Source organism: Streptomyces sp. NPDC001108 (assembly GCF_053598535.1).
Window position 1 is genome coordinate 186,047 of record NZ_JBSFKL010000001.1, and the last position, 13,598, is coordinate 199,644.

General features: G+C 70.9%; 12 protein-coding genes and 1 riboswitch. Of the genes, 5 read left to right on the plus strand and 7 right to left on the minus strand.

Features of this window, described 5'->3' with window-relative positions:
- Positions 1 to 28 precede the first annotated feature (28 nt).
- Entirely contained in the window at positions 29 to 931 is a 903-nt protein-coding gene (locus tag ACWC97_RS00785; protein ID WP_392278332.1) for a sterol desaturase family protein, read from the minus strand.
- A 947-nt stretch (positions 932 to 1,878) separates the two neighbouring features.
- Here ACWC97_RS00785 and ACWC97_RS00790 point away from each other — a divergent pair.
- Complete coding sequence (locus ACWC97_RS00790; RefSeq protein WP_352276619.1) at positions 1,879 to 2,469, plus strand: lytic polysaccharide monooxygenase auxiliary activity family 9 protein; 591 nt, start codon at positions 1,879 to 1,881, stop codon at positions 2,467 to 2,469.
- Positions 2,470 to 2,538: 69 nt separating this feature from the next.
- Here the strand turns inward: ACWC97_RS00790 and ACWC97_RS00795 are convergent, their stop codons facing one another.
- From ACWC97_RS00795 to ACWC97_RS00805, 3 genes are all read right to left on the minus strand, one after another.
- Positions 2,539 to 3,420 (minus strand): DMT family transporter, encoded by an 882-nt coding sequence (locus ACWC97_RS00795; RefSeq protein WP_450646584.1) that lies wholly within the window; start codon positions 3,418 to 3,420, stop codon positions 2,539 to 2,541.
- Between the two features lie 159 nt (positions 3,421 to 3,579).
- Positions 3,580 to 4,632 (minus strand): NAD(+)/NADH kinase, encoded by a 1,053-nt coding sequence (locus tag ACWC97_RS00800; RefSeq protein ID WP_352276616.1) that lies wholly within the window; start codon positions 4,630 to 4,632, stop codon positions 3,580 to 3,582.
- A gap of 180 nt (positions 4,633 to 4,812) precedes the next feature.
- Positions 4,813 to 6,210, minus strand: coding sequence for an APC family permease (locus ACWC97_RS00805; protein WP_352276615.1), 1,398 nt, complete (start codon positions 6,208 to 6,210; stop codon positions 4,813 to 4,815).
- A gap of 323 nt (positions 6,211 to 6,533) precedes the next feature.
- Here ACWC97_RS00805 and ACWC97_RS00810 point away from each other — a divergent pair, with 323 nt between their 5' ends.
- Positions 6,534 to 6,851: a hypothetical protein gene (locus ACWC97_RS00810; RefSeq protein ID WP_450646587.1), complete on the plus strand. Its 318-nt coding sequence runs from the start codon at positions 6,534 to 6,536 to the stop codon at positions 6,849 to 6,851.
- Between the two features lie 4 nt (positions 6,852 to 6,855).
- On the opposite strand, the gene ACWC97_RS00815 is transcribed toward ACWC97_RS00810, so the two are convergent.
- Positions 6,856 to 7,338, minus strand: coding sequence for a transglycosylase SLT domain-containing protein (locus ACWC97_RS00815; RefSeq protein ID WP_352276612.1), 483 nt, complete (start codon positions 7,336 to 7,338; stop codon positions 6,856 to 6,858).
- 1 nt (position 7,339) lies between these two features.
- Positions 7,340 to 7,529: riboswitch (cyclic di-AMP (ydaO/yuaA leader) on the minus strand.
- A gap of 529 nt (positions 7,530 to 8,058) precedes the next feature.
- On the opposite strand from ACWC97_RS00815, the gene ACWC97_RS00820 reads away from it, so the two are divergent.
- Positions 8,059 to 9,723, plus strand: a complete 1,665-nt coding sequence (locus ACWC97_RS00820) for an ABC-F family ATP-binding cassette domain-containing protein (RefSeq protein WP_352276610.1) — start codon at positions 8,059 to 8,061, stop codon at positions 9,721 to 9,723.
- Between the two features lie 60 nt (positions 9,724 to 9,783).
- On the opposite strand, the gene ACWC97_RS00825 is transcribed toward ACWC97_RS00820, so the two are convergent.
- Together ACWC97_RS00825 and ACWC97_RS00830 are read right to left on the minus strand one after the other, a co-directional pair.
- Positions 9,784 to 10,446: a DUF305 domain-containing protein gene (locus tag ACWC97_RS00825; RefSeq protein WP_450646589.1), complete on the minus strand. Its 663-nt coding sequence runs from the start codon at positions 10,444 to 10,446 to the stop codon at positions 9,784 to 9,786.
- 103 nt (positions 10,447 to 10,549) lie between these two features.
- Entirely contained in the window at positions 10,550 to 10,966 is a 417-nt protein-coding gene (locus tag ACWC97_RS00830; RefSeq protein ID WP_450646591.1) for a hypothetical protein, read from the minus strand.
- Positions 10,967 to 11,157: 191 nt separating this feature from the next.
- Between ACWC97_RS00830 and ACWC97_RS00835 the strand changes: the two genes are divergently transcribed.
- Positions 11,158 to 12,003 (plus strand): MIP/aquaporin family protein, encoded by an 846-nt coding sequence (locus ACWC97_RS00835; RefSeq protein ID WP_352276605.1) that lies wholly within the window; start codon positions 11,158 to 11,160, stop codon positions 12,001 to 12,003.
- Positions 12,004 to 12,049: 46 nt separating this feature from the next.
- Entirely contained in the window at positions 12,050 to 13,567 is a 1,518-nt protein-coding gene (glpK, locus tag ACWC97_RS00840; protein ID WP_450646593.1) for a glycerol kinase GlpK, read from the plus strand.
- Positions 13,568 to 13,598 lie beyond the last annotated feature (31 nt).

Consider the following 13,598-nt stretch of genomic DNA (forward strand, 5'->3'; position numbering starts at 1 on the left):
CCGCGCGGCACGGCGTGGACATGCAAGTTCAGGCGGGGCCGGTTCCGGGCGTCTTCGCACGGCGCAGGGGGTGGAGAAGGCTGGACACGATCTCCCCGGTGGGCGGGAAGGACGCGGGATCACCGAGGCCGACCGCGACCGGCTCACGGCCGGGCCGCCAGGTGTAGCTTCCGAAGAAGTGGTCCCAGATCGACAGGTCCGAGCCGTAGTGGCCGGCTTCGGACAGGTCGGTGCTGTGGTGCAGCCGGTGCTGCTCCGGGCTGGCGAGCACATGGTTCAGCGGGCCGATGCGCACATCGATGTTGGCGTGGACGAAATATCCCTGGGCGGCCACGAACAGGCCCACGACCAACACGGATGCGCGGGAGAACCCGATGAGCGAGAGCGCGAGCTGCACGACGCCCTGGGCGAGGACGATGTCGAGGACGTGGTTGACACCGTTGTTCGCGACGTTCACCTTCTCCGGCACGTGGTGCACACCGTGCAGCCGCCAGAGCGTGGCATTGGTGTGCCCCAGCCGGTGCACCAGGTAGCTGGCCAGCGAGCCGGTCAGCAGCGCCGCCGGGATCTCCGCCCACAGATTGAGTGCGGGCTCGCTGGGCGAGAGCATCGCGACCACCGCGGTGACCAGATACTGCGCGACCGCGCTGGACACCATGGTCAGCAGGAAGTAGGCCCCGTACCAACGCCATTCGCGGGCGTCCGGATGCCAGGACCGCTGGTACGGGATCAGGCGTTCGAGTGCGGTCAGGTAGACGATGACGCCGACCAGGAAGAGTGGGCTCACCAGGCCGGGGTCCCAGTCGAGCTGGAGCGCAGCGGCACCCACCGCGACCGTACTCACCAGGAGGAGCGGATACGCCGACACGCGCAGTACCGCGCGTACGGAGAACTCCGGAGTATCGTGCCCCCGGGCCCGACCGGAAGTCACCTCCGGGCCACCGCCGGGCAGCGGTTCGCGACTTTCCACTCTCAGCACCTTTTCGGAAGGAAGCAGCACGGCGCGGTGCACGGAACAGTGCGCGGGCCATGAATGAAAATCTGATCGGATACCTGCGAATGCACGCGACCGGACGAATGTTCGCCACTTGTCACGCGCAGGAAATGGGTTCGAAATGCGTGAGGAGCGCCTTCATGGGCTCCGCGAGCCTGGGCGTCGTCACCGGGGTTCGCCCTAGTAATTTTTCCCTGATGAGCTGACTCAACCGTCGAATTCAAGCCGCATGGTGCCACTTTGCGACGGGCGCGACAAAATCAAGAGCGCCCCCCAAGCCACCTCAAATTGCCACTCATATTAATTGCTTTTCATATCGGAAATTGCCGCCCCCGCCCCACCGGCCCTTCGCCGGAAGTGGGTTCGCGACCAACCCCGCGGCAGCAAAGGCCGCCTGACGCAGCCTCAGCAGTTCCGGCGGAAGCCGGCACCTGCCTCCCCCGCCTCCACCGCCCACGTCCCCGGCGACCGTGATCACGGATGTCCGGTAGTCGCCCCCACCGACCCGAATGACCAGGGTCGATTAGTCCATTGCCTGGGTAATTCCCCGGAGTTGTCGGCAGGGATTCGCCAACTCCCGGATGCGGAAAGGCCGGACGAGGACGAGAACCGCGATGGGGCACCGCTCGACCCGCCGGCAGCCGGTGGCGCCACTCGTCCGCGTGTCCAGATCCGATCGACGATGACCTGTTCGAGGTCCTTGACATCCGCCGGGCGGGAGAACTCCAGCACCACACGGACCCCCTCGCGCGATCGGGCGCCAATGGTATGGACATGACCAACGCCTCTGACTAGTCTCGGAGTTGGTCTAGACCTAGTGAGGGTGGGATGCCACTCCCCTCACTCGTCTCGCAGCGCCCCCACACCTCCCTCAGGAGCGAAGCATGCGCAGAAAGATCACTTCATTCGTCCTGGGTCTCGGAATCGCCGGAGCTTCCTTGCTCGCCACGACCGGCAGCGCCCAGGCGCACGGCTACACCGACGCCCCCATCAGCCGTCAGCAGCTCTGCGGCCTCGGCACCGTACGCAACTGCGGCCAGGTCCAGTGGGAGCCGCCGAGCGTCGAAGGGCCCAAGGGCTTCCCCGCCCGCGGGCCGGTCGACGGCACCATCTGCGCCGGCGGCATCGGCCGGTTCTCCGAGCTCGACGACCCGCGCGGCGGCAACTGGCCCGCCACGAAGGTCACCGCGGGGCAGAGCTACACGTTCCGCTGGCAGATCGAGGCGCGGCACGCCACGACCGACTTCCGGTACTACATCACCAAGGACGGCTACGACCCCACCAAGCCGCTGACCAGGGCCGACCTGGATCCCCAGCCGTTCCTGACCGTGCCCTTCGGCGGACGTCTGCCCGGATCCACCGTGACCCACTCCGGAGTGCTGCCGCAGAAGTCGGGCAAGCACCTGATCCTCGGCGTCTGGACGATCGCCGACACCGGCAACGCGTTCTACGCCTGCTCGGACGTCACCTTCTGAGTCGGGGCGTACCCGGCCCGCCGCCGGACGGAGGGTCGTCCGGCGACGGGCCGGCTCCTCGGCCCGCCGTCATTCCGCCTCCGCGCCGGCGAGCCGCCGCCGACCGGGTTCCACGGTGACGAGCGCGACGCCGCCGCAGCAGACCGCGAGCAGCAGCAGTTCCGCGGCGGAGGGCGCGGTCCCGGTGCCCAGGGCCCAGTCACCGAGCCGCACCGTGAACGGGACGGCCAGTTGCACGGCCGCCGTGAAGACCGGCCCGCGCAGCAGGATGAGCCGGTGCTGCACGAGGTAGGCGGGGGCGTACACGGCCCCGCCCAGGAGCACGATGCCGCCGATCGCGGCGGGTGTGGGCGGGTGCGAGACCAGCGCGGGCAGGGCCATCGGCAGCAGCAGGCAGGTGGCGGCCGCGAGCAGGACGGGCAGCACGGTGAGCGGCGCCATCCCCGGCATCCGCCTCCGGTAGAGGAAGCCGTACACCGCGAAGGCCACGGTCGCCGCGGTGACCAGGAGCAGTCCGAGCGCGTCCGCGTCGCCCGTCCCGGCGCCGAGCGCCGCGTACCCGACGGCGGCCGCGCAGGCGAGCACCGCTCCGGTCGCCCGACGTGCCCCGGAGCGTTCGCCGAAGAACAGCGCGCCGACCGCCACCGTGGCGCACGGCAGCAGTGCGACGACGACGTTGGCCAGCGAGGTACCGATCCGGGAGATGGCCAGAAGGGTGCCCGCCGCGTATCCGGCGAAGCCGAGCAGGCCCAGCAGCCATACGGTGCCCGGCCGGGCGGCGGCCCTGCGCAGATCGGCCCGGCCGTCCGCGCGCGAGGCGGCGACGGCGGTGAGCACCGCGCAGCACACCGCCGTGCGGCCCACGGCGACGATCAGCGGATCGGTCCCGGTCACCAGGGCCCCGGACAGCAGCCAGGTACCGGAGAGCAGCAGGACGAGGACGGCCGGCATCGCGTGGCCCCTTCCGTGGGTGGCGAGCGGACGGGGCAGTGGGCATCGACGAGGGTCCGGAGCGCGACGCGCCGTTCCTGCCCCGGGGCCGCCCTCCCGCGGCGGCCGACTATATCGGCGTCGGCCGGCCCGGTGGCAGGGGTCGTCGGGCCAGGTGGCTCACGGGGCGAGGTGGAGGTGGGCGAGGTCGTGCGGGACCGGGCCGCCGTGGCGGAAGAGCGGCGCGCTCTCGCCGTCCGCGGCCGTGGCGGGCGCGTCCGTGAGGCGCATCCGGGTGCGCAGCCGCCCGTAGAAGTCGTGCGGGCCGAGCCGGACGATCCGCAGGCGGCGCGGTGCCGCGTAGACGCCGACCCAGTCCCCGGCGTCCAGTACGCCGCGCAGCTGGCCGTCGATGGTCACCGCGGCCTGTCCGGAGTGCGGCAGGACCCGTACGGCGATCGGTTCGTCGGGGGCGGCGACCACGGTGCGGTCGAAGGTCATGTGCGCCGCCACGGGGGTGAAGAGGACCGCGTCCATCCGGGGCGAGACCACCGGCCCGCCGGCGGCGAAACTGTATGCGGTCGAGCCGGTGGGTGTGGCCATGACGACGGCGTCGGCCGAGTACGAGGCGAGGAGCCGGCCGCCGATGTAGACGCCGAGGCTCACCTGGCGGTCGCGGGCGAGCTTCTCCACGACGACGTCGTTGAGGGCGGTGACGTCCAGCGCCACGCCCCAGTCCTCCGCCGCGACCTCCGCGTCCGGGGCGGGCTGGGGCGGCGGCAGCATCGGGCGCCGCCCGTAGCCCATCAGGGCATCGATGTCCGGGGGCACTTCGAGCACCCGGGAGGCCCGCATGGTCAGGGTCATCCGCTCCTCGAACTCCGCCCGGCCCCGGTGGACGGCGTCGAGCGCGCGCACCACGTCATGGGCCGGTACTTCGGTGAGGAAGCCGACGCGGCCCAGGTCGATCCCGAGCACGGCACCGTCGTGCTTGGCGGCGATCCTGGCGCCGCGCAGGAACGTGCCGTCGCCGCCGAGCGTCACGATCAGATCGGGGTGCCCCGCGACGTCGGCCTCCTCGCGCCCGCCGCGTCGGTGCCCGTCGCCCCGCCACACGTCGATGTCCGTGCAGGGGACCCCTTCGCGGGCGCACCAGTCGCGTACGACGCCCGCGGCGGCGACGGCCTCGGGGCGGCCCTGGTGCACGACGACTCCGACCCGTTCGACACCCATCGCGCCACCGCTCCCCGTGCTCCGACGACCTTCCTCGTCCCACTGTGGGCAAGGGGTGGTGGGTCCGCCCGTCGCCGGGACGGCGCTGCGCCCGGTCGGGCGACGGGCGCGGACGGGGCCGGCCCGCCGGTGGAGGATCTCCACCGGCGGGCCGGACACCGCACGGGACGCGCCCCCGGGTCAGGACCGGGCGTCCTCCGGGATGCTGACCAGCCAGCGGGTCTCGCGGCGGGGCCGCAGGTAGAGCGCCCAGTAGAGCGTGGCGACCGCGGTGATGCCGCCGGTCCACAGAAGGTACTCGACCTCCTGCTGGGTCAGGATGTACGCCAGCACGGCGATCAGCAGTACGGGGACGGCGGGCCAGAGCGGCATCCGCCAGGCCTGCGCCTCGCGGTGCGCGCCGCGGCGGCAGAGCAGGGCCGCGACGGCGACCAACAGGTACATGGCGGTGACGGAGACGCCGGTGACGCCGTACAGGGTGTCGAGGTTGACGAAGCAGAGCGCCGCGCCGGGGACGCCGACGAGGAGGGTCGCGACCCACGGCGAGCCGAACCGGCCGAGCCGGGACAGGGCGTTGTTGACCGGTGCCGGCCACGCCTTGTCACGGGCCGAGGCGAAGAGCACCCGGGAGTTCTGGATGACCATGACGATGCCCGCGTTGATGATCGCGAGGGCGACGCAGAGGCTGACGAAGGTGCCGACCGCCGAGTTGGACCAGGCGGTGACCATGGTGCCGAGGTCGCCGGAGGTCAGGGCCGCCAGGTCCGGGGCGCCCATGGTGATGGCGATGACCGGGATCAGGATGACGGCGGTGGAGATGGCGAGGGTGGCGAGCACGGTGCGGGCCACGTTGCGGCGCGGGTTCTCCAGCTCCTCGGAGAGGTAGACCGCGGTGGAGAAGCCCTGCGTGATGAAGAGCGCGATGGCGAGTCCGGAGACGACCATCATCGCGGTGACCGTGGAGTGGGAACCGCCGGCCGAGGCGACCGTGCCGTGCACCAGCGAGGACGCGCCGCGCTCGGTGTGGGCGAAGCCGAGCACGGCGACGACACCCGCCGCGATCACTTCGAGGACCAGGAAGATTCCGGTGATCCATGCGTTGGCGCGCAGGTCCAGCAGGCCGGCGAGGGTGGCCAGCAGCATGACCCCGGCGCCCGCGAGGGGGGCCGGGATGTGCACGATGGGCGCCAGGTAGTCGGCCGTCCCCATGGAGATCACCGGGGGCACGATCATCACGACGAGCAGCGACAGCACGAAGACGAGCCATCCGGCGAGCCGTCCGGCCATGGTCGACACCATGGCGTACTCGCCGCCGGCGCTGGGGATGAGGGTGCCCAGTTCCGAATAGCAGAAGGCGACCGCGATGCAGAGCAGCGAGCCGATGGCGATGGTCAGGGCGGTGTACGTACCGAGGCTGGAGAAGAGGTCCGGCACGACCACGAAGAGGGTCGAGGCGGGGGTCACGCAGGACAGCGTGAGCAGTGTGCCGCCCACGACGCCGATGGAGCGCTTGAGCTTCTGGGGAGTGGGGCCGGTCGCCGGGGCGAGCGCCTGAGGTGCGCTGAGCGTGTCGGTCATCGTGCGGTTCCGATCAAAAAGTGCGGTGTTTGAGCGCGGGAGCGGTATCGCCTCCAGACGAGGACGTGATGAGTGGTTTCGTCGCTCCCAGCGCGTTATGCAATCCCGACGTGTTCCGCAGGTCAAGAGGTGTTCACCTTCGGAATTCGTTGTTCCTGTGATCAGTTTCGACGATTTGGCGCTAACTGAGCAGAGGACGCCGAAGGATCGGGGGGTGCGGGAACCGAAGGCCGGACCCCGGGAATTTTTCCCCCGGTCGGCATCGGGCGCGGGCACGGGGCCCATGGGTCGCGCATTCGGCGCCCCGGTGCCAGCCTGGATGCATGACTTGGGCGTCATGGACTACGTGTGGTGTGTACTCCGGGCACGGCGGCGTGCTGACGGAGGAGGTCGGTCTCCTGTCCGGGGAACTGACGGTGCACACGACCTGGGCCGAGGACACGGCCCAGATCACGGTGCAGTATTCGGGGGCGATCGACTGGTTCACCATGGTGGGCAGCCCCGTGGCGTGCTGTTCGGAGGAGGACAGCCGCCGCCTGCACGACGCGGCCGTGCAGGCGGTACGGAACGGGGCGGCGGCCACGGTGCCCGTTCCGCCCCGCGCGGCTCCGGAACGGGCGGCCGGGTCCGCCCCGGAGTGACGGTTCAGTAGGCCCCGTTGACGTTGTCGATGGAGCCGTACCGGTCGGCGGCGTAGTTGCACGCGGCGGTGATGTTGGCGACGGGGTCGAAGCTGTCCGTAGACGTGCCGGGCACGTGGTAGGCGAGGAACGTCGGATCGATGATCTGGAGCAGGCCCTTGGAAGGGGTCCCCTTGGCGGCGTTGGAGTCCCAGTTGTTGACGGCGAGCGGGTTGCCGGAGGACTCGCGCAGGACGTTGCGGTGGATCCCCTCGTAGCTGCCGGGGATGCCGTGCTCGGCCATGACGGCCAGCGACTCCTTGATCCAGCCGTCCAGGTCGTCGGAGTACGCCGCGGTCCGCGCGGCGGGCGCGGCGGCCGGCGCCGCCGAAGCGGCCTGGGCACCGAGCAGCGGCAGGAGCAGGGCGGCCGCTCCCGTACCCACGGCTATGAATCCCCTGGTCAGCGAGGTGGCGGCGCGACGGTGGCGCGTACCGGTGAAGGACATGGTGGTTCCTCTCCGTCGCCTGCGAGGTGAGCTGTCGGGTTCGGGCTGGAGCTGCCCGGCCGCGCGTCGACGCGGCTTCACCCCGAGCCGTCCGGATGTCCGGACCGGCGATGTACCTGGGTTCCCCGCTCCTGCCGTACACGAGTGGTCGGAATGCTCCGGACAGCGGCAGGATTCGGCGTTCCGTCCGGATTGACGGAGACCGTAGACGAGAGAATCCGAAGGGGACAAGACCCTTTTTCCGCATGTAATCGCCCAACAAGATCAAGTCATTTCATTTCCGGTAATCCACCTCACACCGACCCGGTGACGACCCTTGCGGGCAAAGGGATCCGCGGCATGCGGCACGGCGGTCGGGGGCGGAATGTGACTCGCACCACGGGGAGAGGGAAGCGGCGTTCCGGGCTCCGCCCCGCCGGACCGGCGAGCATTGCCAACCACTCCCCTCTGCCGCTATGGTTTCCGTGTCCTGTTGTCTCCGATAGAGGTGGACGTTGCGCATCTGAGGTCCGCGAACACCACGCCGTACGGCTCTCGCCGTATGACTGTCACGTCGTCGCAGTGTTTCCGCACTGCCCGTGGCCGCCGCGTGGATGCGACCTCGATGCATGAGCCGTCCCTCGTTTCCAGGACAGCCGCATCCTTCTCCGCTGCTCGGTCGCCGCGTGGTGCTCGCATACGAATCCCCCCTTCATTGCGATCACGACTGCGAGGAAATCCATGGCGACACCCACCGCCCCCAGCGCCTCCCTCACCTGCTCGGCACTGACCTTCCGGTGGCCGGACGGCACCACGGTCTTCGACGGGCTCTCGCTGAGCGTCGGCCGCGGCCGGATCGGGCTCGTCGGCAACAACGGCGCGGGCAAGTCCACCCTGATGCGGCTGCTCACCGGCGAACTGCGCCCGTCCGCGGGCACGGTGACCATCGGCGGCAGCCTCGCCCACCTGCCGCAGAACATCACCCTCGACACCACCCTGCGGGTGGACCACGCGCTCGGCATCGCCGAACGGCGCGAGGCGCTGCGCGCCATCGAGTCCGGGGACGTCGACGAGAAGCACTTCGAGACGATCGGCGACGACTGGGACGTGGAGGAACGGGCCCTGGCGACCCTGGGCTCGCTCGGCCTCGGCGACATCGGACTCGACCGCACCGTGGGCGAGTTGTCCGGCGGGGAGACCGTGCTGCTGCGCCTCGCGGCGCTGCTGCTGGAACGCCCCGACGTCCTCCTCCTGGACGAACCCACCAACAACCTGGACCTGTTCGCCCGCCGGCGGCTGTACGAAGCCGTCGACTCCTGGCACTCGGGCGTGCTGATCGTGGTCAGCCACGACCGTGAACTGCTGGAGCGCGTGGACCGCATCGCCGAGCTGCGCGCCGGTTCGGTGAACTGGTACGGCGGCGGCTGGTCCGCGTACCAGGAGGCCGTGGCCACCGAGCAGGAGGCGGCCGGGCGGACACTGCGCGCCGCCGAGGCGGACGTGCGCCGCCAGAAGCGCGAACTGGAGGAGACCCGGACGAAGCTGGCGCGACGTCAACGCACAGGAAAGAAGGCCGAGTTGGATGGTGGCCTGCCGAAGATCCTGGCGGGCCGCCGCAAGCGGTCCGCCCAGGAGTCGGCGGGCAAGCTCCGCGGCCTCCACGAGGACCGGCTCAACGAGGCGCGCGAGCGGCGCGAGGAGGCCGCGGACGCGATCCGCGACGACGCCGAGATCCGGGTGAGGCTGCCGCACACGGCGGTGCCCGCCGGACGGACCGTGCTGACCCTGGACGAACTGCGCCCGCGGTTCGGCCGGTTGCGCGAGGGCACGCTCCAGGTCAACGGCCCGGAGCGGATCGCGCTCGTCGGCCGCAACGGCGCGGGGAAGACGACACTGCTGCGCACGCTCACCGGTGAGCTGGCCCCGTTGTCCGGCGAGGCCAGGACCTTCGTCCCGACGCGGTTCCTCCCGCAGCGGCTCGATGTGCTGGACCCGGAGCTGAGCGTCGCGGCGAACACGGCCCGGCTGGCTCCCGGGGTCACCGACAACCAGATCCGCTCCCAGCTCGCCCGCTTCCTCTTCCAGGGGAAGCGGGCCGAGCAGCCGGCGGGCACCCTCTCGGGCGGTGAGCGGTTCCGCGCCGCGCTCGCGGCCACGATGCTCGCCGCGCCGGCCCCGCAGCTCCTGATGATGGACGAGCCGACCAACAATCTCGACATCGCCAGTGTGCGGCAGCTGACCAGCGCCCTGGAGTCCTACGAGGGAGCGCTGCTCATCGCCAGCCACGATCTGCCGTTCCTCGAAGCGGTCTCCATCACCCGGTGGCTGCTGGTCGACGAGGAGCTGCGGGAGACCACCCCCGAGGAGGTGGCCGAGCTGCTCGCCGCGCCGGCGGACTCCGCCTGAGCGGCAGTGGGCGCGGGTTCCCGTACGAAGGACGTACGGGAACCCGCGCCCCCTGCGGGGTCAGAGCCGGTCGAGGATCTTGTTCATCTGCTCGATCTCGGCGGTCTGGGCCGTGACGACGGCCTCGGCGAGCTTCTTCGCGTCGGCGTTCCCGCCGTCCTTCTGCTCCTTCTCGGCCATGGTGACGGCGCCCTCGTGGTGGCCGATCATGAGCTGGGCGAACTTCCTGTCGAAGTCCTTGCCCCTGGCCGCCTCGAGGCCGTCCATCTCCTTGTCGGACATCATTCCGGGCATGCCCGCGCCGTCCGAGCCGTGGTCCATCCCGGGCATGTCACCCATCGAGGCGTCGGGCAGCGGCTTGCCCCAGGACGTCAGCCATTCCTTCATCGTGTTGATCTCGGGGTCCTGCGCGTCCTCGATCGCGGAGGCCAGCTTCTTGATCTCGGCGTCGGCGGCCCGGCGGTCGGCCAGCCGTGCCATCTCGATGGCCTGCTGGTGGTGCGGGATCATCTGCTGCGCGAACTCCACGTCCGCGTCGTTGAACGTACCGGCGGCGGCCGGGGCGGAGGCGCTGGGCGAGCCGTGGTCCATGCCCGGCATGGACGAACCGTCCGAGGAGTCGTCGGAGGAGCCGCAGGCCGTCAGGGCCAGGGCGAGCACGGCGGCGGTGCCGACCGCCGCGAGCGTACGGCGGCGGGCGGCGAAGGGCGCGAAAGCAGACATCGCGGTTCTCTTTCCAGGTGTGTGGGCGCGCCACGTCCGTGGCGCGGAAGGGCAGGGAGGTCCGGCCGGTCCGGCCCGAAGGCCATGGACCGGCGGATCCCTGTCACGTCCGCGCGACGCACACCTGGAGCAGCAGCCCCCGGCCGGCGAACGGCGGTCCTCGCCGCGCCGGTCCCCGTACGGCGGTGCGGGCAGCGGAGGCCACGCCCGTGACCGGCACCAGCAGCCCCAGCGCCATCAGCAGGGGCAGCACCCGGTCCCGGGACTGGGTGAAGACGCAGGACTCGCCGTCCGCCGCGGGCGCCGCGACGGCCACCCGCTCGGATCCGTGGCCCTCGGCCATGGCGGCGTGGCCACCGGCCGTCGCCGTACCCGGCGCGGCGGCGATCGCCGCCCCGGCGTCGTGGCAGCCCGCCGCCGCGCCGGCCGGTGCTCCGTGCATGAGGAACAGCCCGAACAGGGCGGCGCAGAGCACGAGCAACCGGAACGCTCCCGGTGCGCGGGTCCGTCCGCGATCCACGGCTGCCTCGAATCCTGGGTCGTACGAGTCCTGCGGTACGGGCCCGACGATACCCCCACCGGGTGTCCCGTCCGGTGGCACCCCCGGTCCGGGAGAGCCGTGAACCGCATGCGGAATCACATACCTCCCTTTACGCTCAAATCCGTATCCACGACCCCTATCCCCGCGGACCGACAGGAAGCGAGTTCCCCATGGGGCGACTCAGGAACTCGGGACTCGCCGGGGAGCTCTCCGCGGAGTTCCTCGGCACCCTGATCCTCATCCTCTTCGGCTGCGGGGTCGTGGCCCAGGTCGCGGCGGGCGGCGCGCTCACCGATCCGCCGGGAGGTCTGGGCAACCACGACAGCATCGCCTGGGCCTGGGGGCTCGGGGTCACCCTCGGTGTCTATGTGGCGGGCCGCCTCAGCGGCGCCCACCTCAATCCGGCGGTGACGGTCTCGCTGGCCGCGTTCAAGGGCTTCCCCTGGAGGAAGGTCGCGCCCTACTCGCTCGCCCAACTGGCGGGCGCGTTCGTGGCGGCGCTGCTGGTTCGGTGGAACTACTCGGAGGCGCTGGCCAAGGTCGACCCGGGGCACACGATCAAGACACAGGCGGTGTTCTCCACACTGCCCGCCAACGGGAACCACGCGCTGCCGATCCATGAGTGGGGGGCCTTTCGCGACCAGGTCATCGGCACCGCGATCCTCGTCCTGCTGATCTTCGCGGTGACCGACCTCCTCAACACCCCGCCGGGCGCCAACCTCGGCCCGTTCGTCGTGGGGCTCATCGTGGTGGCCATCGGCATGGCGTTCGGCACCAACGCCGGGTACGCCATCAACCCCGCCCGTGACCTCGGCCCCCGGCTCGCGAGCTTCCTCACCGGATACGGCGGAGCCTGGCGCGACCAGTACGGGGAGCTCTACTTCTGGGTGCCCATCATCGGCCCGCTGGTCGGCGGCCCGATGGGGGCGTTCGTCTACAAGGTCCTCATCAGCACCTTCCTGCCCTCGCCCGAGGAGGAGCCGGAGGGCAGCATCCCCGTACTGCCCGAGAAATGAGCGCCGGTCCGCGCGGCGGACCGGGACCCAGGAGAGGCGGCATGCCATGGCGGACTTCATCGGCGCGGTGGACCAGGGCACCACCAGCAGCCGCTTCATGATCTTCGATCACGGCGGCAACGAGGTGGCCCGGCACCAGCTGGAGCACGAGCAGATCATGCCCCGCCCCGGCTGGGTGGAGCACGATCCGGTGGAGATCTGGGAGCGCACCAACTCGGTGATGCAGACCGCGCTGCGCACCGGCGGGCTGAGCGGCACGGACCTGCACGCCCTCGGGATCACCAACCAGCGCGAGACGACCGTGGTGTGGGATCCGCGCACCGGGCGGCCGTACTGCAACGCCATCGTGTGGCAGGACACCCGCACCGACTCGATCGCCAAGTCGTTGGAGGACGCCGGGCACGGGGAGGTGATCCGGCACAAGACGGGGCTGCCCCCGGCGACGTACTTCTCCGGCGGGAAGATCAAGTGGATCCTTGACCACGTCGACGGCGTCCGGGCGGCCGCGGAGCGGGGGCACGCGGTGTTCGGGAACACCGACTCGTGGGTGCTGTGGAACCTCACCGGCGGCCCCGAGGGCGGTGTCCACGCCACCGATGTGACCAACGCCAGCCGGACGATGCTGATGGACCTGGAGACGCTGGACTGGGACGAAGAACTGCTGGAGATCTTCGGAGTCCCCCGGGCGATGCTCCCGGCCATCCGGCCGTCCTCCGACGCGGAGGCGTACGGACGGACCCGCACGTCCCGCCCGTTGCGGGCCGCGGTCCCGATCGCCGGGGTCCTCGGCGACCAGCAGGCGGCGACGGTGGGGCAGGTGTGCTTCGCGCCCGGCGAGGCGAAGAACACCTACGGCACCGGCAACTTCCTGCTGCTCAACACCGGTACGACGCCGGTCCGCTCGCGGCACGGCCTGCTGACCACGGTCGCCTACCGCTTCGGTACGGCCCCGGCGGTCTACGCCCTGGAGGGCTCCATCGCGGTCACCGGTTCGGCGGTGCAGTGGCTGCGGGACCAGATGAAGGTGATCAGCGAGGCGAGCGAGAGCGAGCGGCTCGCCCGGACGGTGGACGACAACGGCGGGATGTACTTCGTCCCGGCCTTCTCCGGGCTCTTCGCCCCGTACTGGCGCTCGGACGCCCGGGGCGCCATCGTCGGTCTGGCCCGCTACCACACCAACGCCCATCTGGCGCGGGCCACCCTGGAGTCGATCTGCTACCAGAGCCGGGACGTGGTGGAGGCGATGGAGCAGGACTCCGGCGTCCATCTCGATGTGCTCAAGGTCGACGGCGGGGTGACGGCCAACGATCTCTGCATGCAGATCCAGGCGGATGTGCTGGGCGTCCCGGTCAGCCGTCCGATGGTCGCCGAGACGACGGCGCTGGGCGCCGCGTACGCCGCCGGTCTGGCCACCGGGTTCTGGCGGGACCAGGACGAACTGCGGGAGCACTGGCAGGAGTCCAGGCGCTGGGAACCGCAGTGGGACGAGGAGCGTCGGGCGCGGGGGTACGCGGACTGGAAGCGTGCCGTGCGGCGCACCCTGGACTGGGTGAGTGTGGAGTGATCCGGTGGCGCGCCGTACGGGAGAGGCCCGG

Bases quoted from the DNA above. Each gene is read 5' to 3' on its own strand.
- ACWC97_RS00790 (WP_352276619.1), top strand. From the start codon at position 1,879: ATGCGCAGAAAGATCACTTCATTCGTCCTGGGTCTCGGAATCGCCGGA.
- ACWC97_RS00795 (WP_450646584.1), bottom strand. From the start codon at position 3,420: ATGCCGGCCGTCCTCGTCCTGCTGCTCTCCGGTACCTGGCTGCTGTCC.
- ACWC97_RS00800 (WP_352276616.1), bottom strand. From the start codon at position 4,632: ATGGGTGTCGAACGGGTCGGAGTCGTCGTGCACCAGGGCCGCCCCGAG.
- ACWC97_RS00805 (WP_352276615.1), bottom strand. From the start codon at position 6,210: ATGACCGACACGCTCAGCGCACCTCAGGCGCTCGCCCCGGCGACCGGC.
- ACWC97_RS00810 (WP_450646587.1), top strand. From the start codon at position 6,534: ATGACTTGGGCGTCATGGACTACGTGTGGTGTGTACTCCGGGCACGGC.
- ACWC97_RS00815 (WP_352276612.1), bottom strand. From the start codon at position 7,338: ATGTCCTTCACCGGTACGCGCCACCGTCGCGCCGCCACCTCGCTGACC.
- ACWC97_RS00820 (WP_352276610.1), top strand. From the start codon at position 8,059: ATGGCGACACCCACCGCCCCCAGCGCCTCCCTCACCTGCTCGGCACTG.
- ACWC97_RS00825 (WP_450646589.1), bottom strand. From the start codon at position 10,446: ATGTCTGCTTTCGCGCCCTTCGCCGCCCGCCGCCGTACGCTCGCGGCG.
- ACWC97_RS00835 (WP_352276605.1), top strand. From the start codon at position 11,158: ATGGGGCGACTCAGGAACTCGGGACTCGCCGGGGAGCTCTCCGCGGAG.
- glpK (WP_450646593.1), top strand. From the start codon at position 12,050: ATGGCGGACTTCATCGGCGCGGTGGACCAGGGCACCACCAGCAGCCGC.